The sequence below is a fragment of the Escherichia sp. MOD1-EC5189 genome, from assembly GCF_002966045.1.
In the GTDB taxonomy this organism is placed as follows: Bacteria; Pseudomonadota; Gammaproteobacteria; order Enterobacterales; family Enterobacteriaceae; genus Escherichia; species Escherichia coli_F.
In genome coordinates this window covers 124392-145522 of record NZ_PTRX01000002.1, presented here as the reverse complement: position 1 = coordinate 145522, position 21131 = coordinate 124392, and the positions used below count along the sequence as shown (strand labels likewise).

At 50.0% G+C, this 21131-nt stretch carries 22 protein-coding genes; 12 read left to right on the top strand and 10 right to left on the bottom strand.

Annotation, left to right across the window (positions count from 1 at the left end; all coding sequences use genetic code 11):
• Nucleotides 1–38: 38 nt before the first annotated feature.
• Both wrbA and ATB02_RS02275 read left to right on the top strand, forming a co-directional pair.
• A complete protein-coding gene (gene wrbA, locus ATB02_RS02280; RefSeq protein ID WP_001151437.1) occupies nucleotides 39–635 on the top strand; it encodes an NAD(P)H:quinone oxidoreductase in 597 nt (198 codons plus the stop codon).
• Between the two features lie 20 nt (nucleotides 636–655).
• Entirely contained in the window at nucleotides 656–883 is a 228-nt protein-coding gene (locus tag ATB02_RS02275) for a YccJ family protein (protein WP_001143120.1), read from the top strand.
• Between the two features lie 37 nt (nucleotides 884–920).
• On the opposite strand, the gene agp is transcribed toward ATB02_RS02275, so the two are convergent.
• Together agp and ATB02_RS02265 are read right to left on the bottom strand one after the other, a co-directional pair.
• On the bottom strand, nucleotides 921–2162 hold the full coding sequence (gene agp, locus ATB02_RS02270; RefSeq protein ID WP_105271024.1) for a bifunctional glucose-1-phosphatase/inositol phosphatase: 1242 nt from the start codon (nucleotides 2160–2162) through the stop codon (nucleotides 921–923).
• Between the two features lie 294 nt (nucleotides 2163–2456).
• Nucleotides 2457–3710 (bottom strand): hypothetical protein, encoded by a 1254-nt coding sequence (locus tag ATB02_RS02265; protein ID WP_000535375.1) that lies wholly within the window; start codon nucleotides 3708–3710, stop codon nucleotides 2457–2459.
• A gap of 257 nt (nucleotides 3711–3967) precedes the next feature.
• Between ATB02_RS02265 and cbpA the strand changes: the two genes are divergently transcribed.
• Both cbpA and cbpM read left to right on the top strand, forming a co-directional pair.
• Entirely contained in the window at nucleotides 3968–4888 is a 921-nt protein-coding gene (gene cbpA / locus ATB02_RS02260; RefSeq protein ID WP_105271023.1) for a curved DNA-binding protein, read from the top strand.
• Nucleotides 4888–5193, top strand: a complete 306-nt coding sequence (gene cbpM / locus ATB02_RS02255) for a chaperone modulator CbpM (protein WP_000024566.1) — start codon at nucleotides 4888–4890, stop codon at nucleotides 5191–5193. The genes cbpA and cbpM overlap by 1 nt, the downstream gene beginning before the upstream one ends.
• Before the next feature lie 151 nt (nucleotides 5194–5344).
• Here cbpM and torD read toward each other — a convergent pair whose 3' ends face one another.
• Genes torD through torC form a run of 3 tightly spaced genes read right to left on the bottom strand, consistent with a single transcriptional unit; the run spans nucleotide 5345 to nucleotide 9659 of the window.
• Entirely contained in the window at nucleotides 5345–5944 is a 600-nt protein-coding gene (gene torD / locus ATB02_RS02250; protein WP_105271022.1) for a molecular chaperone TorD, read from the bottom strand.
• Nucleotides 5941–8487, bottom strand: coding sequence for a trimethylamine-N-oxide reductase TorA (gene torA, locus ATB02_RS02245; RefSeq protein ID WP_105271021.1), 2547 nt, complete (start codon nucleotides 8485–8487; stop codon nucleotides 5941–5943). Before torA ends, torD begins: the two co-directional genes overlap by 4 nt.
• Entirely contained in the window at nucleotides 8487–9659 is a 1173-nt protein-coding gene (torC, locus tag ATB02_RS02240; protein WP_001230242.1) for a pentaheme c-type cytochrome TorC, read from the bottom strand. The genes torA and torC overlap by 1 nt, the downstream gene beginning before the upstream one ends.
• Before the next feature lie 129 nt (nucleotides 9660–9788).
• On the opposite strand from torC, the gene torR reads away from it, so the two are divergent.
• A complete protein-coding gene (torR, locus tag ATB02_RS02235; protein WP_001120131.1) occupies nucleotides 9789–10481 on the top strand; it encodes a two-component system response regulator TorR in 693 nt (230 codons plus the stop codon).
• Here torR and torT read toward each other — a convergent pair.
• Nucleotides 10454–11482: a TMAO reductase system periplasmic protein TorT gene (torT, locus tag ATB02_RS02230; protein WP_001265010.1), complete on the bottom strand. Its 1029-nt coding sequence runs from the start codon at nucleotides 11480–11482 to the stop codon at nucleotides 10454–10456. The genes torR and torT overlap by 28 nt on opposite strands.
• 82 nt (nucleotides 11483–11564) lie before the next feature.
• Between torT and torS the strand changes: the two genes are divergently transcribed.
• Nucleotides 11565–14309: a TMAO reductase system sensor histidine kinase/response regulator TorS gene (gene torS, locus ATB02_RS02225; protein ID WP_105271020.1), complete on the top strand. Its 2745-nt coding sequence runs from the start codon at nucleotides 11565–11567 to the stop codon at nucleotides 14307–14309.
• 71 nt (nucleotides 14310–14380) lie between these two features.
• A complete protein-coding gene (locus ATB02_RS02220; protein WP_105271019.1) occupies nucleotides 14381–15454 on the top strand; it encodes a 4Fe-4S binding protein in 1074 nt (357 codons plus the stop codon).
• Nucleotides 15455–15502: 48 nt separating this feature from the next.
• On the opposite strand, the gene ATB02_RS02215 is transcribed toward ATB02_RS02220, so the two are convergent.
• Genes ATB02_RS02215 through cspG form a run of 4 tightly spaced genes read right to left on the bottom strand, consistent with a single transcriptional unit; the run spans nucleotide 15503 to nucleotide 16282 of the window.
• Nucleotides 15503–15676: a GnsA/GnsB family addiction module toxin gene (locus tag ATB02_RS02215; RefSeq protein WP_001019197.1), complete on the bottom strand. Its 174-nt coding sequence runs from the start codon at nucleotides 15674–15676 to the stop codon at nucleotides 15503–15505.
• Nucleotides 15666–15896 (bottom strand): protein YmcE, encoded by a 231-nt coding sequence (gene ymcE / locus ATB02_RS02210; RefSeq protein ID WP_032193925.1) that lies wholly within the window; start codon nucleotides 15894–15896, stop codon nucleotides 15666–15668. The genes ATB02_RS02215 and ymcE overlap by 11 nt, the downstream gene beginning before the upstream one ends.
• A complete protein-coding gene (gene ymcF / locus ATB02_RS02205; protein ID WP_071524879.1) occupies nucleotides 15871–16059 on the bottom strand; it encodes a cold shock small protein YmcF in 189 nt (62 codons plus the stop codon). Before ymcF ends, ymcE begins: the two co-directional genes overlap by 26 nt.
• Nucleotides 16060–16069: 10 nt before the next feature.
• On the bottom strand, nucleotides 16070–16282 hold the full coding sequence (gene cspG / locus ATB02_RS02200) for a cold shock protein CspG (protein WP_000066490.1): 213 nt from the start codon (nucleotides 16280–16282) through the stop codon (nucleotides 16070–16072).
• A 285-nt stretch (nucleotides 16283–16567) separates the two neighbouring features.
• Between cspG and cspH the strand changes: the two genes are divergently transcribed.
• From cspH to ATB02_RS02175, 5 genes are all read left to right on the top strand, one after another.
• On the top strand, nucleotides 16568–16780 hold the full coding sequence (gene cspH, locus ATB02_RS02195; RefSeq protein WP_000087763.1) for a cold shock-like protein CspH: 213 nt from the start codon (nucleotides 16568–16570) through the stop codon (nucleotides 16778–16780).
• A gap of 441 nt (nucleotides 16781–17221) precedes the next feature.
• Nucleotides 17222–17527, top strand: coding sequence for a threonine-rich inner membrane protein GfcA (locus tag ATB02_RS02190; RefSeq protein WP_001299283.1), 306 nt, complete (start codon nucleotides 17222–17224; stop codon nucleotides 17525–17527).
• A gap of 106 nt (nucleotides 17528–17633) precedes the next feature.
• Nucleotides 17634–18278 carry a lipoprotein GfcB gene (gfcB, locus tag ATB02_RS02185; RefSeq protein WP_001316256.1) on the top strand — a complete coding sequence of 215 codons (645 nt, stop codon included), beginning with the start codon at nucleotides 17634–17636 and terminating at the stop codon, nucleotides 18276–18278.
• Nucleotides 18275–19021 (top strand): capsule biosynthesis GfcC family protein, encoded by a 747-nt coding sequence (locus tag ATB02_RS02180; RefSeq protein WP_105271018.1) that lies wholly within the window; start codon nucleotides 18275–18277, stop codon nucleotides 19019–19021. Before gfcB ends, ATB02_RS02180 begins: the two co-directional genes overlap by 4 nt.
• The gene (locus ATB02_RS02175; protein ID WP_105271017.1) at nucleotides 19021–21117 is read left to right on the top strand and encodes a YjbH domain-containing protein; all 2097 of its coding nucleotides are present in this window, start codon (nucleotides 19021–19023) and stop codon (nucleotides 21115–21117) included. Before ATB02_RS02180 ends, ATB02_RS02175 begins: the two co-directional genes overlap by 1 nt.
• Nucleotides 21118–21131 lie beyond the last annotated feature (14 nt).

Here is a 21131-nt window from a genome sequence, read left to right as displayed (position 1 = left end):
TCGCTACGGAATAGAGATAACACGAGGAGTGGTTAGAAATGGCTAAAGTTCTGGTGCTTTATTATTCCATGTACGGACATATTGAAACGATGGCACGCGCAGTTGCTGAGGGTGCAAGCAAAGTGGATGGCGCAGAAGTTGTCGTTAAGCGTGTACCGGAAACCATGCCGCCGCAATTATTTGAAAAAGCAGGCGGTAAAACGCAAACTGCACCGGTTGCAACCCCGCAAGAACTTGCCGATTACGACGCCATTATTTTTGGTACACCTACCCGCTTTGGTAACATGTCCGGTCAAATGCGTACCTTCCTCGACCAGACGGGCGGCCTGTGGGCTTCCGGCGCGCTGTACGGCAAACTGGCGAGCGTCTTTAGCTCCACAGGTACTGGCGGTGGTCAGGAACAAACCATCACATCCACCTGGACGACCCTTGCGCATCACGGCATGGTGATTGTCCCCATTGGCTACGCAGCGCAGGAATTATTTGACGTTTCACAGGTTCGCGGCGGTACGCCGTACGGCGCAACCACCATCGCAGGCGGTGACGGTTCACGCCAGCCCAGCCAGGAAGAACTGTCTATTGCTCGTTATCAAGGGGAATATGTCGCAGGTCTGGCAGTTAAACTTAACGGCTAATCTTCAACAGGAGGATACGCATGCCAACTCAAGAAGCGAAAGCTCATCACGTCGGTGAATGGGCATCTCTGCGCAATACGTCGCCGGAAATAGCCGAGGCCATTTTCGAAGTCGCCGGGTACGACGAAAAAATGGCGGAAAAGATTTGGGAAGAAGGTAGCGATGAAGTGTTAGTTAAAGCCTTTGCTAAAACCGATAAAGATTCGCTTTTTTGGGGCGAACAGACCATCGAACGTAAAAACGTTTAATCAGCGACTCCCCCGCTTCACGCGGGGGAGTTTTCTGTTATTTCACCGCTTCATTCAACACGCTATCAAACTTATCCATTGGGCAAAAACCGTTGGCATCTATCGGGCAACCGCTTAATTCCAGCGTCACGCGCTGAGCCGGAGCCTGCAACGTTAACGCGTCGGCATTACGCAACTGTTCCGAACTCTGATACACATATTCAATTTTCATCAAATCGCGATTAGCTTTGCTGTCATGCCAACGCTGGAAAACGATTTTGCCGCCAATCGGCGTGCGTTCGTTCTGGTCATGCAACTGATACGGTTTGAAATCCAGTGCCGTTAACAGAGAGGCAATGTTTGAGTCGTGCCCCACCAGCACAGTGATTTTTGGTGCACTGGCGCGATCTGTCACCAGCGCTTTGTCGATATAACTGACCAGTGGTTTCGCAACATTGCGCGCCACTTCCGGTGAGGTAAACAGGCTATCCTGGTAACCGTTTTTCAGCTTCGACAACACTTTCCACTGTTGGTCAGATTTGATTTCTCCCCACGCCACCTGATCCATCGGGAAACCTTCGTAGTATTGCAAAGTAAACGCATCTACCAGCGAGTTGCCGACTTTCAGCGGCCCGGAAACGCCCGGTTCTTGTTGATACTTCGCGCTAAAGGTGTTTTTGCCATCTACAAGCGAACACTGTTGCTTCTCTTTACAGGCAGGAGAATCTTTATAGTTAACGATTTTTTCCAGTAGCTTGTAGCTGTCGGTAAGCTGGAGTTTGCCGAGCTCTTTCTCCATTGCCGCCACCGCCTGTTCACTGAATGCGGCGGAATCATCGGTGATCACTGGGTTAAAGGTTGGGTCCATGGTGCCCATTTTTTCCTGGTGGTGGACTGGAATGTCACACCCAGGGAATGCGCCAGTAATAAAGAACTGCGCGGTTGCGACGGTACGTTGCAGGCTGTTGGCATAGGCATAAACGGTGTCCGGCGGCGGGCATTCACCCGATTTCACCATCCCCTGCTCTGCCAGCCACTCACGCATATAGTGGCCCATATACACTTCCAGCACACCGCCTTTGGTGGTGAGCTGCCCACCAGGGACGTCCCATCCTGGCCATTTATTCGGTGTGGATTGTTCCAGCACACTGCCATTGTTCGCCAGCGGCGCACGTAAGTTATGGCGGCTCATCATGAGCACTTGCTGCAACTGATAGCCTTCCGGTACGGTTTGTGCCTGAGCATTTGAAGCGAGTAAAACTATCCCTGCCACAGCTGCGGCGATTAGCGTTTTGTTCATTCCTGGCACCTCTTTTGTTATCAATCACCAAAGAGTGTGACAGAAATATGACATTTTTCCGGGAACAGGTTCGCAAAATGGCTTGTTGAGTGCCTGTTTTTCTATATTTGTCATTAAAAAAAGGCAAGATTTGACGCAACCTATGCATGATTGGCCCCTGCCTCGTGTACGCCGTTGATGATTTCACCATGGGCTAGACAGAATATCACCGACGTTATCGATACAGGGGCAATATTTACTAGTAAAAAGAGAATGTGAGACTAATAAAAACTATTTTAGCACATGTCTTTATCATTAGATGGCATAACGATTTAAATAGTCCAGTTGCGCTTTCATTTCCTTATGGTTTAACTGGTATGACTGAGCAAAAAGTTCAGTAGGGAGGTAAACGTCATAATGATTGCCAGTATTCATTAAATAACCATACTCAAGATCTTCATCCGTTGAAAAGGATTCACTTCCCAAGGAGATTGATCCCACATTACAGGCAACAATAAACAATGAACAAATGCTATCTGAAAGCACAGCAAGGAAATTCTTCACCGCTTTAACCTTTTCCGGAGAGTCGGTATTTAAAACAAGCGAACCCTTGTTATCATTAAATATAAACTCGGGTAAATGCAATATGCATCTTTCGTCATTCAAGCAACTACCAATGAATTCTTTTTTAAACTTAATAAAATTCGACGCTAAAGAATTACCCATATCCTGAATTTGGTTGTCAGAATGCAGATCAACGCCAAATAATGTCTTAATATCTTCCCTGAGATTAAAGAATGCTGCATCAACAAAAGACTCAATCACTTGTTTATCAACAATTTTAATAAATTCGTCGTATACTTCTTTTTGCGTCTTTTGACTGCCAAGCGCCCATGAATAATCAACGTGTTTTATAACCAGTATGGCTCTTAACAGACAATATCCATCGCCATCTACAGGCGCGTATTTTAATTTATGTGCTTGATTAATTTCACTCTGAATAAAAGATATACCAGACAAATCAATACCAGTAACTGAATCATATATTCCCGGCGTATTTATCCGTTTTGGCTGGACACTCGTAATTTCATCATCATCAAAGCAATACTCAGAAAAAACATCATTACACTCATTTAAGATATCAACATATGCTATAAATTTATACCAACAGCTACTTTTAAAGCCTGCAATAGCCTGTGAAAACATACCCGGCAAGGATATATTAACAAGCTCTCTTTCTTGAAAATATTGTATAGTATAGGTAATGCCTCCTGAATCCCCTGAATAAGTGTTTGTATCATGAGTACGTAATGTTTTCATAAATGAAGATAAATCATTATCATTTTGCATTTCCTCTAATTCTGTTTCTAGTGATTCACACACCAGGCATGAAATATTTTCTTCTTTCCGCATGATTTCATTGTACAACCGCATAAAACACTCTAGTTTTTGTTCAAAAAGCGTGATTGAACATTTTTGATTTTCTTCGCGCCTGGTTTTTATATCGGCCCAGGCTGTTTTCAAATAATTATTAGCACTGCAACTTACTCCATGTATATTACTACCCATATATAGCGCCTATAAAATTTAATAAATAATGACGTCCTAGTTAAGCTTAAAGTGCCTGATTTAACTATCAAAAATCGCTCACCCTTTTACCTGTTTAAACTATGCTCAGCAATCCATCTTGACGCCACCTCCTCTCCACGATGATTTCAATAACATATTCTGTGTTGGCATATGAAATTTTGAGGATTACCCTACACTTATAGGAGTTACCTTACAGGGGTTCCTTCAATTTGTGTTGATTTACGCGAGATAACGCTATGGAACTAAAGGATTATTACGCCATCATGGGCGTGAAACCGACGGACGATCTCAAGACAATCAAGACCGCCTATCGTCGACTGGCCCGCAAATACCATCCTGATGTCAGCAAAGAACCGGATGCCGAAGCCCGCTTCAAAGAGGTCGCTGAAGCCTGGGAAGTGTTGAGTGATGAACAACGTCGCGCTGAGTATGATCAGATGTGGCAACATCGCAACGATCCGCAATTTAGCCGTCAGTTCCAGCATGGAGACGGTCAGAGTTTTAACGCCGAAGATTTTGACGATATCTTCTCGTCAATTTTCGGTCAGCATGCCCGCCAGAGCCGTCAACGCCCCGCCACACGCGGCCACGATATTGAAATCGAAGTGGCGGTATTCCTCGAAGAAACGCTTACTGAGCATAAGCGTACCATCAGCTATAACCTGCCGGTTTATAACGCCTTTGGCATGATCGAACAGGAAATCCCGAAAACGCTGAATGTGAAGATCCCGGCGGGCGTCGGCAATGGTCAACGCATCCGCCTGAAAGGCCAGGGAACGCCGGGCGAAAATGGCGGCCCAAATGGCGATTTGTGGCTGGTGATTCATATTGCGCCGCATCCATTGTTTGATATTGTCGGCCAGGATCTGGAAATTGTGGTGCCGGTTGGCCCGTGGGAAGCGGCGCTGGGTGCTAAAGTCACCGTTCCAACACTGAAAGAAAGCATTTTGCTAACTATCCCGCCGGGCAGTCAGGCCGGGCAACGATTACGCGTTAAAGGCAAAGGCCTGGTGAGCAAAAAACATACCGGCGATCTGTATGCGGTACTGAAAATCGTGATGCCGCCGAAACCGGATGAACATACGGCCGCGCTGTGGCAGCAACTGGCAGACGCCCAGTCGTCTTTTGATCCACGTAAAGATTGGGGGAAAGCATGATGGCTAATGTTACGGTGACTTTTACTATTACCGAATTTTGCCTACATACCGGCATCTCTGAAGAGGAATTGAATGAAATTGTCGGTTTGGGGGTGGTTGAACCGCGGGAGCGCCTGGAAACAACCTGGGTATTTGACGACCATGCCGCCATTGTGGTGCAACGTGCGGTACGTCTGCGTCATGAACTGGCACTGGACTGGCCGGGGATCGCGGTGGCGCTAACATTAATGGATGATATTGCGCACCTGAAGCAGGAAAACCGCCTGCTGCGCCAGCGGCTTTCCCGATTTGTGGCTCATCCGTGAGTTTGTTGCCTGATGCGACGCTTAACGCGTCTTATCAGGCCTACAAAGCGCACTGTCCCCGTAGGCCGGATAAGGTTCATGCCGCATCCGGCGGATCTGCCTTAATGTCTAATGCGACGCTCAACGCGTCTTATCTGGCCTACAAACGGCATTATCTGTTTTGGTTGTCGCACTCCACTAACGCCAGCAATAACTGGCTTAGTGCCGCGTAAAAACCAAAGCTATCATACTGATGGCAACGCGCCGCAAACTCCGGTAACCATTGCCGCAGCGCCATCAGTGTTTTTTGCCGCAGATTGTCGATTCTTCGCGCAGGAACGTTCCCCTCTCCCAGCGAAAAATGCAGATGACTCAACAACTCGAGATAGAGCGCCAGATGATCTGCCGGTTCATTAAAGTTGCCACTGGTATCCATCCCCGCCTCAACTAACAAGCGTTTAATCTCTTGCTCGTCCTGTTTGTAGGCCGATGCATACGGCAGCGCCGCTTGTTTGTCGGTCATCAGAAACAGGCCGCAAAAATCAGCGGCCAGTTCCAGACGGGCGTCGTCACGCACTTTCAGAGCGGCAATTTTAGTTTCCAGCTCGTTTACCACCGCAGTGAGCGGCGGTTCGCTTTTTAGCAACGAAAACCATTCAGCCATCTGCGCACTGGCGATTTGCGTCAGTTGTTCATCGTCCAGCTCACGGGAGAACAACTGCGCCAGCCAGGCGTAGACACAGGCAATCTGTTGTGCTGTCAGCGTGGTCATGATTTCACCTGCAACGCGGGAACATATTCGCACTGCGCCACCATCTCAACGGGGCCGTTAAACGCCGTCACTTGTTCCACTGTTCCGTTGTACTTCTCAATTTCCACCAGCGTGGTATGTGCACTGGTCGCCTGCGCCAGCTGCGAAGTACCGATGTCGATGGTCAACACGTTGGGGTTACCGTATTTACACAGTGCACCGGGCTCGCCGCCTTTATCTGGATCGTACCATGCCCCTTCGTGAATTCGTGCCACGCCGGGTGCATAGCAGTCAGAAACCACTGCTCCAGCCAACACCTGACCACGAGCGTTAAAGACGCGCACCACATCACCGTTACGAATACCGCGCGCACTGGCATCCTGCGGGCTAATAAATACTGGCTCTTTACCCGCAACCGTATATTGCTGACGCAAAGTTTCCGACTCACATAACTGCGAGTGAAGTCGGAAATCCGGATGCACAGATTGCAGATGCAACGGATACTTCTGCGAGCCGGGCCCACCGTGGGAGCGTTCGATTTTCTCAAACCACATCGGATGCCCCTGACAATCGTCGTAGTTCATATCAGCGATGGTTTTCGAGTAGATCTCAATCAGGCCACTCGGCGTGCCCAGCGGTTCGAGATCCGGATCTTCGCGGAATGCCTGGTGGCGAACAAACATCTGCGGATGGTCAAACTCGACGTACTCTTTCTTATTCCAGAAGTCATCAAACGCTGGCAGATGAACACCTCGTCCTTTGCCCTGTTGTACACCTTCTTGCCAGATGCGTTTCAGCCAGCCCATTTCGTCCAGCCCTTCGGTAAAGGCTTCTTCACGATTAAAGCGACGGCACAGCTCGCGGAAAATATCAAAGTCGTTGCGCGCCTCAAACTGCGGCGGCACTACCTGTTTCATGGCGATGATCCCACGGTTAGAGTGGTTACCGTACTGGTCGAGATCGTTACGCTCAAACTGCGTGGTCGCAGGTAGTACGATATCGGCAAAGCGGCAGGTTGAGGTCCACTGGTTATCTATGGCAATAACCGTTTCCAGCTTGCGCCAGCCTTCAATAATGCGGTTGATCTGCTGATGGCGATGGAACGGGTTAGTTCCGGCAAAAATACACATTTTCAGCGGTGGCAGTTTTACCGATTTACCATTCCAGTTGATCACTTTTCCCGGTTCAAGGATCGCATCGACAAAACGGGCAATCGGAATAGTGCTGCTATAGCCTTTGTAGTCGCTGTTGTCGTGAACAGGTGGAATCGACGTAGAGCCGGAGAAACCACTCAGAATAACGCCTTTACGCCCCGGCGTGCCTGCGCCGTTATAGTGCCAGCCAAAACCGAAGCCACCACCCGGCAGGCCAATTTGCCCCAGCATCGCCGCCAGAACCACAATCATCCACGCCCACTGTTCACCGTGCTGCATACGCTGTACGCACCAGCCAGCAATAATCTGCGTTCTGTTCGCCGCCATCTGCCGTGCCAGAGCACGAATGGTTTCGGCATCAATGCCGGTCAGTTTTTCAGCCCATGCGGCATCTTTCGGCTGACCGTCTTTCTCGCCCAGCAGATAGGGCAGGAACTGCTCAAAACCCACACAGTAGTTAGCGAGGAAGTTTTTGTCGTACAGGTTTTCGCTGTACAACGTATGCGCCAGCGCCAGTTGCAGCGGCACGTCAGTTTGCGGGTTAACCGCAATGTGCTTCACATGCTCGCGTCCCAGATACTCATGAGTGGATGTAACAACCGGATCGATGCTGATGACCTGAATTTCACCGGCGGCGACTTTCGCTTTCAACTGCGCGTAATATTCATAAACATCGTGATCCGGGCACCACCAGTTCGCTTGCTGGTTTTTCAGCAAATCGGAGCCCCACAGCACAATGGTTTTGCTGTTCTGCAATACCAGCGGCCAGGAGGTTTGCTGTTCATACACTTCCATTGAGCCAACTACACGCGGCAGGATCACCTGCGCAGCACCGGTGGAGTAATCCCCACCCGTACCAACGCTATTACCATGTAAGGCAATCGCTTTCGCCAACATCCCCGACGCGTTATGGAACATCCCCGTCGACTGCCAACCACTGGCGGTCAACAAGGCACTCGGCCCGTGAGTTTTCTGTACGCGTTCCAGTTCTTCATAGAACATGTCGAGGGCTTCATCCCAGCTCACGCGCACAAAACGGTTATCACCTCGCTGGGAGGTGTCGCTCAGATGGCGCTTACGTAGCCAGTCCACGCGTACCATCGGATAACGAATACGCGCCGCGTTGTGTACGTGGTCCGGCAATCCGGCGATCATTTTCGACGGATATTTATCCAGTTCGAACGGTTTTGCCGCCACAAAGCGACCATCCTTCACCGTCGCGCGGATAGCCCCCCAGTGCGACCCGGTAATAATGCCCTCTTTCGAGGTGACAGCCTCAGTCGCCGCTTGCGCCGCAGTCGCACGGCGCGGCGTTAACAGTGACGGCCCCAGCATCCCGGCGACAGTTAAGCCGCCGAGTTGTGCCAGAAAACGTCGACGTGATGCCTGAAAGAGATCGTTATTGTTCATTATTTTTCTTCCTTCTTATCGCCGTGAGCCTTACCTGCGGTATCAGACGCATTCATTTGCAGATATTTCAGCAAGGTGCGTTCTTCACGTTTATCGAGGCTGGTAAAGCCAATCATGCCGTTGAGCGTGCCAATCCAACCATTAGCGTCAAAGTGGGCGATTTCCGGTGCGCCGTGGCATTGATTACAAGTGCCGTTGTACAGCGAATCCGCATAAGCCCAGATCGGTTTGATATCGTTCACCATGTCGCCTTTCTTCATCCACGCGGTGGCCTGCAATTTGCTCCACTCGGTATTGGTGTCGGCAACGGTGGTTTTCTCCAACGTTTTCACCTGCTGCTGAACATCGCCACGAATCGAAGCAACAAAGATGCGTTTGCCAGGGAACTGGGTGAGTACACGCTGACGTCCTGCGCTTTCCGTCCAGCCAGTGATTTCAATTTGCAGCCAGTCGCCGTCACGTTTAAGGACTTTCACTTCCGAAGCAGGCAGCAGAGAACCAGACGCTTCTTTATCGCCTTTCGCCGCATAAATTGGCTTAATATCAATGGAGTACAGCGTGTCACCACTATCATTAGCACTGGCACGCAGCTCATCGAACTGCTTACGGAAGCCACTACTCATATCAGGTAACTGGTGGGCAATACCTTTATGACAGTCGATGCAGGATTGATTATCTTTCGCTGCCACCTTCATCTGACGCGCCGCTTCAGGATGCTGCTTCGCATGATCCATCGCGTCGTAGTTATGGCAGGAGCGGCAGGTTGCCGAGTTGTTTTCTTTCATTCGCGCCCATTCACGCTCGGCAAGTTCCGCGCGTTTGGCTTCGAATTTCTCAGGTGTATCAATGGAGTGGGCAATAAAGGTCTGGTAGATGTCGTTGCTCGCTTCCAGTTTACGCTTCACCATGCCTGGAATATCCGGCGGGATATGGCAGTCATGGCATTCAGCTCGCACGCCGGAGGCGTTCTGGAAATGCACCGACTGTTTATATTCTTCATACACCGGTTGCATACTGTGGCAACTGACACAAAATTCGGTTGTGCTGGTGACTTTGATCCCCACGTGAGGTAACACAATCAGCGCAATGCCAATCACAATCCCAATAGCGACCAGCGCCAGTACCGACCAACGAGCACTGGGTCGGCGTAACGCGTTCCAGAGTTTCCGCATAATAGCCCCTGTAAAATTATGGTTTAGTGAAGCGATCTTAATGAGCAAATATGAACAGCGGCACTGGTCAGGATGAACGGCTTACGGCAGAATATGAACAGATATGAACAGAATGAGTAAAACTCTCTGATGCCACATCACATTGTTATTGTTGAAGATGAGCCGGTTACCCAGGCGCGATTACAAACCTACTTCACTCAGGAGGGGTATACGGTTTCCGTTACGGCGAGCGGTGCCGGGCTGCGTGAAATTATGCAAAACCAGCCAGTGGATTTAATTCTGCTGGATATCAATTTGCCCGATGAAAATGGCCTGATGTTAACCCGCGCCCTGCGGGAACGTTCGACGGTGGGTATTATTCTGGTTACCGGACGCAGCGATCGGATTGACCGTATTGTTGGGCTGGAAATGGGCGCAGACGATTACGTCACCAAACCGCTGGAACTGCGCGAACTGGTGGTACGGGTGAAAAATCTGCTCTGGCGAATCGACCTCGCGCGACAAGCTCAACCGCTCACTCAGGACAACTGCTATCGCTTTGCCGGTTATTGCCTGAATGTGTCGCGCCATACGCTGGAGCTTGATGGCGAACCGATTAAACTAACCCGCGCAGAGTATGAAATGTTGGTGGCATTTGTGACCAATCCGGGCGAAATTCTCAGCCGTGAACGTCTGCTGCGTATGCTTTCTGCGCGCCGGGTGGAAAACCCCGACCTGCGCACCGTCGATGTGTTAATTCGTCGTTTACGTCATAAACTCAGCGCGGATTTACTGGTGACACAACATGGCGAAGGTTATTTCTTAGCCGCTGATGTGTGCTGATAAAAATAGACCGGACGAAATCCCCCTGGTGACAGCGAGCGGCGGATATGTTCGCGATCGGCATTTTTCGGCGTCAGGACTAAAATCGGTGGGCTGACATTATCAGACACCGATTGTCCCTGTAATTGCCTGATCGCTTGCTCAACCGCCAGTTCCCCCTGCCAGACCATTTGATCGCTGGCAGCCATGATCACTCTTCCCCGCTTTAGTCCGCGATACACCTGATGTGAAAGATAAAATGACACCACGGTCAGCGGCGTTTTCAGGTTGCGCCCTTCACCCATTGCCGCCTCTGCCGCAATCGCCGTTCCGGCCACAACGTCGATTTCTGGATGGCGCTCCAACATCTCCTGCAACAGGTTACGCTGGATTTCAATATCGTTGTCGCCGAGCGCAATATCGACAATACGCACCGGGCTTCCGGCAATGGCGGCGCGGAAACCCTCTACCATCTCCTTACTGCCCCCGGCGTTATCGGGGCCGGGCATCAACAGCACGTTAAGTGGTTTTCCGTGGCTCCATTGCACCAGATATCGCCCTGGTTGATAGCCCATCTGAAACCACGGCACACCAACGCGGCTTTTAACCTGGGGAGCATCAATAGCATTTACCAGTTCGATCACCGGCAGACTTGCTACCTGCTTTTGCAGGTCGGGAAATGACGTCGTGCTACTACCGAGCAAAATGGCCTCTGCACCCCACTGTTTGCACTGGTCGATTTGTGCTTGCTGGGTAGCCAACTGGCTGTAGCCGCCTGCCTCCAGCACTTTTAAATCCACACCGTAGCGGCGAGCAGCCTCCTGCATACCATAGTTCAACGATAACCAGTATGAATCTTTCAGGCTGGGATAAAGCGCGCACAGTTTCCATGAACGTTTGGCTTTAAGCGGCGTAGAGGGTTGTACCGAGAAATGCTGCGCATCATGCCAGCGCAACAAGTTATCAGCCGAAAAACCAGGCAACATGAAAAGGGAAAGAAGTAACAATAGCAGTACGCGCATGATAGCCTCATCAATAATAAGGCTTTATGCTAGATGCATTCCGCTTTGCGACTCAACCTTTTTCACCTTAAGTACACTGACCGTGAATTTAACCCTGACCCGAAGACTCTGGATGGGCTTTGCCCTGATGGCGCTGTTAACCCTGACCAGTACCCTGGTGGGATGGTACAACCTGCGCTTTATCAGCCAGGTGGAAAAAGACAATACTCAGGCATTGATTCCTACCATGAATATGGCGCGCCAGTTGAGCGAAGCCAGCGCCTGGGAACTTTTCGCCGCCCAGAACCTGACCAGTGCCGATAACGAAAAGATGTGGCAGGCGCAGGGGCGAATGCTCACCGCACAAAGCCTGAAGATTAACGCGTTGCTGCAAGCGTTACGGGAACAAAGTTTTGATACCACCGCTATTGAACAACAGGAGCAGGAGATCTCCCGTTCGTTACGTCAACAAGGGGAACTGGTGGGGCAGCGTTTGCAACTGCGCCAGCAACAACAGCAACTCAGCCAGCAGATAGTCGCTGCTGCCGATGAGATCGCACGCCTGGCGCAAGGTCAGGCGAATAATGCGGCGACCTCTGCCGGAGCGACCCAGGCCGGGATTTACGATTTGATCGAACAACATCAGCGTCAGGCCGCAGAAAACGCACTTGATCGGCTGATTGATATCGATCTTGAGTACGTTAACCAGATGAATGAACTGCGCCTTAGCGCCCTGCGGGTGCAGCAAATGGTGATGAATCTGGGGCTGGAACAGATCCAGAAAAATGCGCCAACGCTGGAAAAGCAACTCAATAATGCGGTTAAAATTCTGCAACGTCGGCAAATACGCATTGAAGATCCCGGTGTTCGTGCACAGGTCGCGACAACGTTAACTACCGTTAGCCAATATAGCGATTTGCTGGCGCTGTATCAGCAGGACAGTGAAATCAGCAATCACCTGCAAACTCTCGCCCAAAATAACATCGCCCAGTTCGCGCAGTTTAGTAGCGAAGTCAGTCAACTGGTCGACACCATTGAGCTGCGTAATCAGCATGGCCTGGCGCATCTGGAAAAAGCCAGTGCACGCGGGCAATACAGCCTGTTATTGCTGGGGATAGTTTCTCTTTGCGCACTGATTCTGATCCTCTGGCGCGTGGTTTATCGCTCAGTCACGCGTCCCCTTGCCGAACAAACGCAGGCGCTGCAACGACTGCTGGACGGTGATATCAACTCCCCTTTCCCGGAAACCGCTGGCGTGCGGGAGCTGGACACCATCGGGCGGCTGATGGATGCGTTTCGCAGCAGTGTTCATGCGCTTAATCGCCACCGCGAACAGCTGGCGGCGCAGGTCAAAGCGCGTACAGCTGAATTGCAGGAACTGGTGATAGAACACCGACAGGCACGGGCGGAAGCAGAAAAAGCCAGCCAGGCAAAATCGGCGTTTCTGGCGGCAATGAGCCATGAGATCCGCACACCGCTGTACGGTATTCTCGGCACCGCGCAACTGCTGGCAGATAACCCCGCACTTAACGCCCAGCGTGATGATTTGCGGGCAATTACTGACTCTGGTGAATCGTTGCTGACCATCCTCAACGATATTCTCGATTATTCGGCTATCGAAGCAGGCGGCAAGAATGTTTCGGTCAGCGATGAGCCCTTTGAACCGCGCCCGCTGCTGGAAAGTACCCTGCAATTAATGAGCGGACGGGTGAAAGGTCGCCCAATTCGCCTGACAACGGCAATTGCCGACGATGTACCGACTGCGTTAATGGGCGATCCGCGGCGTATTCGTCAGGTTATAACCAACCTGTTGAGCAACGCCCTGCGTTTCACCGACGAAGGGCACATTATCCTGCGTAGTCGCACTGATGGCGAACAATGGCTGGTCGAAGTGGAAGACAGCGGCTGCGGTATTGATCCCTCGAAACTGGCTGAAATCTTCCAGCCATTTGTTCAGGTTAGCGGCAAACGCGGCGGCACCGGGCTGGGGCTGACTATCAGTAGCCGTCTGGCCCAGGCGATGGGCGGCGAACTCAGCGCCACCAGCACGCCGGAGGTTGGAAGCTGTTTTTGTTTACGCTTGCCGTTACGTATTGCCACGGCACCCGTGCCAAAAACAGTAAATCAGGCGGTGCATCTGGACGGTTTACGTTTGCTGTTAATTGAAGATAACCCGCTAACCCAGCGAATTACCATTGAGATGCTGAACAACAGTGGTGCGCAGGTCGTTGCTGTTGGCAATGCCGCGCACGCGATAGAGACGTTGCAAAATAGCGAACCGTTTGCTGCCGCACTGGTGGATTTTGATCTGCCGGATATCGACGGTATTACCCTTGCCCGACAACTGGTACAGCAATATCCGTCGCTGGTTTTGATTGGCTTTAGCGCCCATGTCATCGACGAAACGTTGCGCCAGCGTACCAGTTCATTATTTCGCGGGATTATCCCTAAACCGGTGCCGCGTGAAGTGCTCGGTCAGTTACTGGCGCACTATCTTCAACTGCAAGTCAATAACGATCAACCGCTGGATGTATCGCAACTCAATGAAGATGCGCAGTTGATGGGGACGGAGAAGATCCACGAATGGCTGACATTATTTAAACAACATGCCCTGCCGCTTCTCGATGACATCGACATTGCCCGCGCCAGTCAGGAAAGCGAGAAAATAAAGCGTGCCGCACATCAGCTAAAAAGCAGTTGCTCGAGTCTGGGAATGCGTAGCGCCAGCCAGCTATGCGCACAACTGGAGCAGCAGCCATTATCTGCCCCCCTTCCACACGAAGAAATTACACGCAGTGTTGCCGCTCTGGAAGCATGGTTGAATAAGAAAGACCTGAACGCGATTTGAATCAATATCAGCCAGTTAAGAACAACTAGAATAGTGGCATTTGGTATGCAACTTAACGGACTGGCAAAATCATGGCAGAGAAAAGAAGAACCCGCTGGCAGCGGCGGCCAGGCACGACGGGCGGCAAATTACCGTGGAATGACTGGCGCAATGCCACGACCTGGCGTAAAGCGACGCAATTATTACTGTTGGCAATTAATATTTATATTGCCATCACGTTCTGGTATTGGGTGCGCTATTACGAAACGGCAGGTAGTACGACATTTGTCGCCAGGCCAGGAGGCATCGAAGGCTGGCTACCGATTGCCGGTCTGATGAATCTGAAATATAGCCTTGCAACAGGCCAGTTACCGTCCGTCCACGCCGCCGCGATGCTGTTATTGGTCGCTTTTATCGTCATCAGTCTATTACTAAAAAAGGCCTTTTGTTCATGGTTATGCCCGGTTGGTACGCTTTCTGAATTAATCGGCGATCTCGGTAACAAACTGTTTGGTCGGCAATTTGTCCTTCCCCGCTGTCTGGATATTCCTCTGCGCGGCGTGAAGTATTTGCTGTTGAGTTTTTTTCTCTATATCGCGTTATTGATGCCCGCTCAGGCTATTCACTATTTTATGTTGTCGCCCTACAGCGTGGTGATGGACGTTAAAATGCTCGATTTCTTTCGTCATATGGGGAGCGCGACATTAATCAGCGTGACCGTTTTGCTGATTGTCAGTCTGTTTATTCGCCATGCCTGGTGTCGTTATCTTTGCCCATATGGCGCGCTGATGGGCGTGGTTTCGCTATTGTCGCCGTTTAAGATTCGTCGCAATGCCGAAAGTTGTATCGACTGTGGCAAATGCGCAAAAAATTGCCCATCGCGGATCCCGGTCGATAAATTAATTCAGGTACGAACCGTGGAATGTACCGGTTGTATGACTTGCGTAGAGTCATGTCCGGTAGCCTCAACATTGACCTTTTCACTGCAAAAACCTGCGGCAAATAAAAAAGCCTTTGCGTTGTCTGGCTGGTTAATGACGCTACTGGTTCTGGGGATTATGTTTGCGGTGATTGGTTACGCAATGTATGCGGGAGTATGGCAAAGCCCGGTGCCGGAGGAATTGTACCGACGCTTAATTCCGCAAGCGCCAATGATTGGTCACTAAATTAGCAACAAGCGGAACATCACCTCGCACGGGGTGATGTTCACAAAATCACATTATTTTGATTTTGACATCATAGCTTTCAAGCCCGGTCATTTTTTCTCGTGCGGTGAAGCGAATTTCAGAGACTTCTTTCCCTGTATTCTTGTTCAGCTCGGCGATTTTTTGCGCGATAAAGTCAGCGATTTCCGTTTCGGCTTGTTTTTTTAACTCTTCAATATTCACTGTTAACCTCTTCTGGTCTTAAAAGACAGCAACACGCCAGTAAGGTGTTGGTTCCCGGTACCCTGGTCAGGTAAGAAATGTTATAAGCCATCTCCCCTAAAGATTCAATAATCAACAGGTTATCGCTTACTATACATACAGCGTTGAAGAAAAATAAGGCAGATATAAAAAAGGCTCCACGAGGGAGCCTGATCTTATTTTGTGAAATCCAGCGGCGCATGGTCAGTGCGTATTTGCAGCGCGACGTTATCAAAGGTGATCATCGTCGATTTACAAAAAATACACTTTGCCCCTAAAGGATTTCGCTCCGTCACATCGAATGCCGATGTGCGGTACTGTGAACCATGACAACATGGACAGCGGAAATGGAGATGTTGAGTAATAACGGCAACCTTAGAGCGTAACAACGTTCGCTGCCGCGGGACCACGTTGCCCCTGCTCAATAGAAAATTCAACTTTCTGATTTTCGTTCAGCGTGCGGAATTCATTGCTCTGGATGGCGGTGAAATGGACGAAAACGTCTTTGCTGCCATCATCAGGAGTGATAAAGCCAAAACCTTTATCTGCGTTAAACCATTTTACTAAACCAGTCATTTTATTAGACATATTTTACTTCCTTCATTTTGGGCCTTTCGGCAAACAGGGCTTTAATACAGAAACTACTTAGTGTTCAGGAGAGAGACTCAAAAGAAGGGGATAATGCCTGATAATGAGAACTGCTTTAGTAAACTACTTTGTATGCTGTCTGTCTTTCAAACCGACGCAGCTATTAACGCATGATAATTGAGATTAAGCAATTTTTATTTTAGCCGTCCGGCGGTCTTAAATATCGCTGGCTTTATTTTATTAACCCCGTATAGTGCAGCGCAGTATTTTCAGTAAGGAATTTGTTTGTCCCGTAAAATGACAGGAATTGTCAAAACCTTTGATCGCAAAAGCGGCAAAGGATTCATTATCCCCTCCGACGGTCGTAAAGAAGTCCAGGTCCATATTTCCGCATTCACTCCCCGCGACGCAGAAGTGCTTATACCAGGATTACGCGTGGAATTTTGCCGCGTAAATGGCCTGCGAGGACCAACAGCGGCAAATGTTTATCTCTCTTAAGATGACGCAGCTTGTTTAAAGCTGGCTGTTTTTATTAAAAAAGCTCAATAGTCAACATCGCACATTATAACAAAAGTTACTTTCACCCCAGAAAACAAATCCATTTGGCCGAATATCTCTGCACCTAATAGTTATAAATGCTACTTAACAGTCAATCATAGTACCGTTTGAAACTATATCACCAACAATAGTTAATAGCTTTCTTAACAATTTTCTTATCTTTAATTTGTATTTTTCTAAGATTTATCTTATGCTCACAAGTCGTATTTCCAGAGGGAAATCGTTAACATTCTTATATTTCTCTCTGCGCGCCTTTCCCACTCGCGGTATATAGTACCGACGGTATGCGGAAAGGGAGATTTCACAAGGATGTTATACTCAAAGTAGACAATCCTGATCTCAAGCGTACGTATTGTCCATGCGATGAATAAAGGAAAAGTTATGAAACACAAGCTTTCTGCAATCCTTATGGCCTTCATGTTGACGACGCCAGCTGCGTTTGCTGCACCAGAAGCAGCAAACGGGACCGAGGCAACGACGGGTACTACTGGCACCACAACGACCACTACTGGTGCCACTACGACTGCTGCTACCACCGGTGGCGTAGCTGCTGGCGCTGTCGGCACGGCGACGGTTGTCGGTGTGGCAACAGCTGTTGGTGTGGCGACTTTGGCAGTAGTTGCAGCAAATGACAGTGGCGATGGCGGTTCTCATAACACCTCAACCACCACGTCCACTACGCGCTAATACTGCTTTAACGCGTCAAAATTAAAGTTAAATGATACCCGGTTGCGATATTCGTACCGGGCTTTAGAGATTTGCATTTTTTTAATTAACCTTTCAAGGATTAAAGGTGCGCCCTCTTATTTTATCGATTTTCGCACTATTTCTTGCGGGATGTACACACAGCCAGCAAAGTATGGTCGATACATTTCGCGCCAGCCTTTTCGATAATCAGGATATCACCGTAGCGGATCAGCAGATCCAGGCGTTGCCTTATTCCACGATGTATTTACGCCTTAATGAAGGGCAACGAATCTTTGTGGTACTGGGATATATAGAACAAGAACAAAGCAAATGGTTATCCCAGGATAACGCCATGCTGGTTACCCACAATGGACGTCTTTTAAAAACCGTCAAACTTAATAATAATCTGCTGGAAGTGACAAATTCCGGGCAGGACCCTCTGCGTAACGCGCTGGCAATAAAAGACGGCAGCCGCTGGACGCGTGATATTCTCTGGAGTGAAGACAATCATTTTCGCTCTGCGACCCTGAGTTCCACTTTTTCCTTTGCTGGATTAGAGACGCTGAATATTGCGGGTCGCGATGTGCTGTGTAATGTCTGGCAGGAAGAGGTGACTTCCACGCTGCCAGAAAAACAGTGGCAAAACACATTCTGGGTCGATTCGGCTACTGGCCAGGTTCGTCAAAGTCGGCAAATGTTAGGCGCAGGGGTTATTCCCGTAGAAATGACGTTTCTTAAACCCGCACCATGAATAAATTACAGTCGTATTTCATTGCCAGCGTACTTTACGTAATGACACCCCATGCCTTTGCGCAAGGAACGGTGACTATTTATCTGCCTGGCGAACAACAGCCCCTTTCCGTTGGCCCCGTGGAGAATGTTGTCCAGTTGGTGACACAACCGCAACTGCGCGATCGCCTCTGGTGGCCTGGAGTCTTGCTGACCGACTCCGCGGCGAAAGCTAAAGCGCTTAAAGACTACCAACATGTCATGGCACAGCTTGCTTCCTGGGAAGCAGAAGCTGACGACGATGTGGCGGCAACGATTAAATCCGTGCGCCAGCAGTTACTCAATCTCAATATCACTGGTCGCTTACCGGTCAAACTGGACCCTGATTTTGTACGAGTGGATGAGAACAGCAATCCCCCGCTGGTCGGGGACTATACGCTCTATACCGTACAGCGTCCGGTGACTATTACTCTGCTGGGTGCGGTTTCTGGGGCTGGGCAATTGCCCTGGCAGGCAGGCCGTAGCGTTACCGATTATCTGCAAGATCACCCCCGCCTTGCAGGCGCGGACAAGAATAACGTTATGGTGATTACGCCTGAGGGTGAGACTGTCGTCGCCCCTGTTGCCCTGTGGAATAAAAGACATGTGGAACCACCGCCTGGCAGCCAGCTTTGGTTGGGCTTTTCTGCGCATGTACTGCCCGAAAAATATGCTGATTTAAATGACCAGATTGTGTCTGTTTTAACGCAACGTGTTCCTGACTGATGAAGAAGAACTCTTATCTTTTAAGCTGCCTGGCCATTGCCGTCTCCAGTGCCTGTCATGCTGAAGTATTAACCTACCCGGATCCGCTGGGGTCGTCGCAATCAGACTTTGGCGGCACAGGATTGTTGCAGATGCCAAATGCGCGCATCGCACCGGAAGGTGAATTCAGCGTCAACTACCGGGATAACGATCAATACCGTTTCTACTCCACGTCCGTGGCGCTGTTCCCATGGCTGGAAGGCACCATTCGTTATACGGATGTGCGCACACGCAAATATAGCCAGTGGGAAGATTTCAGCGGCGATCAGTCATACAAAGACAAATCTTTCGATTTTAAACTTCGCCTGTGGGAAGAAGGTTACTGGCTACCGCAAGTGGCGTTTGGTAAACGCGATATTGCTGGTACAGGTCTGTTTGACGGTGAATATCTGGTCGCCAGCAAACAAGCCGGCCCGTTCGATTTCACCCTCGGGATGGCCTGGGGCTACGCCGGTAATGCGGGCAATATTACCAACCCGTTTTGTCGGGTAAGCGATAAATATTGCCATCGCGCAGAGTCTCACGATGCGGGAGATATCAGCTTTAGCGATATCTTTCGTGGTCCAGCCTCTATTTTTGGCGGTATTGAGTATCAAACGCCGTGGAATCCCCTGCGTCTGAAACTCGAATACGACGGCAACAATTACCAGAATGATTTCGCTGGCAAACTGCCTCAGGCAAGCCATTTCAACGTCGGCGCAGTTTATCGCGCTGCCAGCTGGGCAGATCTCAACCTGAGTTATGAACGCGGTAACACGTTGATGTTTGGCTTCACGTTACGGACCAATTTCAACGATCTGCGCCCTGCCCTGCGCGATACGCCAAAACCGGCGTATCAACCTGCGCCGGAATCTGAAGGATTGCAGTACACCACAGTAGCGAACCAACTTACCGCGTTGAAGTATAACGCGGGCTTTGACGCGCCAGAAATTCAGCTGCGCGATAAGACGCTGTATATGTCTGGTCAGCAATACAAATACCGTGACTCTCGTGAAGCGGTCGATCGTGCCAACCGGATTCTGGTGAATAACCTGCCGCAAGGCGTTGAGAAGATTAGCGTGACGCAAAAGCGCGAGCATATGGCGATGGTGACTACCGAAACCGACGTAGCCAGCCTGCGCAAACAGCTCGCCGGTACCGCGCCTGGTAAAGCAGAGCCACTGCAACAACAACGTGTTGAAGCTGAAGATCTTTCTGCCTTTGGTCGGGGCTACCGTATTCGTGAAGATCGCTTTAGCTACTCTTTCAACCCAACACTTTCACAGTCGCTGGGCGGCCCGGAAGATTTCTATATGTTCCAGTTGGGGCTGATGTCCAGCGCCCGCTACTGGTTTACCGATCACCTGCTGCTTGATGGCGGTATTTTCACCAATATTTACAACAACTACGACAAGTTTAAGTCTTCGCTGTTACCCGCGGACTCTACCCTCCCCCGCGTGCGCACGCATATCCGTGACTACGTTCGCAATGACGTTTATCTCAACAACTTGCAGGCGAACTATTTTGCCGACTTAGGCAACGGTTTCTATGGCCAGGTGTACGGCGGTTATCTGGAAACGATGTATGCCGGTGTTGGTTCCGAGCTGCTTTATCGCCCGCTCGATGCCAGCTGGGCGCTGGGGGTGGACGTTAACTACGTGAAACAGCGTGACTGGGACAACATGATGCGCTTCACCGATTATTCCACGCCAACAGGTTTCGTGACGGCTTACTGGAACCCGCCGACGCTCAATGGCGTACTGATGAAACTTAGCGTTGGGCAATATCTGGCAAAAGATAAAGGCGCAACGATCGACGTCGCCAAACGCTTTGACAGCGGCGTGGCGGTAGGGGTATGGGCGGCAATCAGTAACGTATCTAAAGATGACTACGGCGAAGGCGGCTTTAGTAAAGGGTTTTATATCTCGATTCCGTTCGACTTGATGACCATTGGACCTAACCGCAACCGCGCGGTGGTTTCGTGGACACCATTGACGCGTGACGGTGGACAAATGCTGTCACGCAAATACCAGCTCTATCCAATGACGGCAGAGCGAGAAGTACCGGTTGGACAATAACCTGACGTAATTCA

Bases quoted from the DNA above. Each gene is read 5' to 3' on its own strand.
- wrbA (WP_001151437.1), top strand. From the start codon at position 39: ATGGCTAAAGTTCTGGTGCTTTATTATTCCATGTACGGACATATTGAA.
- ATB02_RS02275 (WP_001143120.1), top strand. From the start codon at position 656: ATGCCAACTCAAGAAGCGAAAGCTCATCACGTCGGTGAATGGGCATCT.
- agp (WP_105271024.1), bottom strand. From the start codon at position 2,162: ATGAACAAAACGCTAATCGCCGCAGCTGTGGCAGGGATAGTTTTACTC.
- ATB02_RS02265 (WP_000535375.1), bottom strand. From the start codon at position 3,710: ATGGGTAGTAATATACATGGAGTAAGTTGCAGTGCTAATAATTATTTG.
- cbpA (WP_105271023.1), top strand. From the start codon at position 3,968: ATGGAACTAAAGGATTATTACGCCATCATGGGCGTGAAACCGACGGAC.
- cbpM (WP_000024566.1), top strand. From the start codon at position 4,888: ATGGCTAATGTTACGGTGACTTTTACTATTACCGAATTTTGCCTACAT.
- torD (WP_105271022.1), bottom strand. From the start codon at position 5,944: ATGACCACGCTGACAGCACAACAGATTGCCTGTGTCTACGCCTGGCTG.
- torA (WP_105271021.1), bottom strand. From the start codon at position 8,487: ATGAACAATAACGATCTCTTTCAGGCATCACGTCGACGTTTTCTGGCA.
- torC (WP_001230242.1), bottom strand. From the start codon at position 9,659: ATGCGGAAACTCTGGAACGCGTTACGCCGACCCAGTGCTCGTTGGTCG.
- torR (WP_001120131.1), top strand. From the start codon at position 9,789: ATGCCACATCACATTGTTATTGTTGAAGATGAGCCGGTTACCCAGGCG.
- torT (WP_001265010.1), bottom strand. From the start codon at position 11,482: ATGCGCGTACTGCTATTGTTACTTCTTTCCCTTTTCATGTTGCCTGGT.
- ATB02_RS02220 (WP_105271019.1), top strand. From the start codon at position 14,381: ATGGCAGAGAAAAGAAGAACCCGCTGGCAGCGGCGGCCAGGCACGACG.
- ymcE (WP_032193925.1), bottom strand. From the start codon at position 15,896: ATGCGCCGCTGGATTTCACAAAATAAGATCAGGCTCCCTCGTGGAGCC.
- cspG (WP_000066490.1), bottom strand. From the start codon at position 16,282: ATGTCTAATAAAATGACTGGTTTAGTAAAATGGTTTAACGCAGATAAA.
- ATB02_RS02190 (WP_001299283.1), top strand. From the start codon at position 17,222: ATGAAACACAAGCTTTCTGCAATCCTTATGGCCTTCATGTTGACGACG.
- ATB02_RS02180 (WP_105271018.1), top strand. From the start codon at position 18,275: ATGAATAAATTACAGTCGTATTTCATTGCCAGCGTACTTTACGTAATG.
- ATB02_RS02175 (WP_105271017.1), top strand. From the start codon at position 19,021: ATGAAGAAGAACTCTTATCTTTTAAGCTGCCTGGCCATTGCCGTCTCC.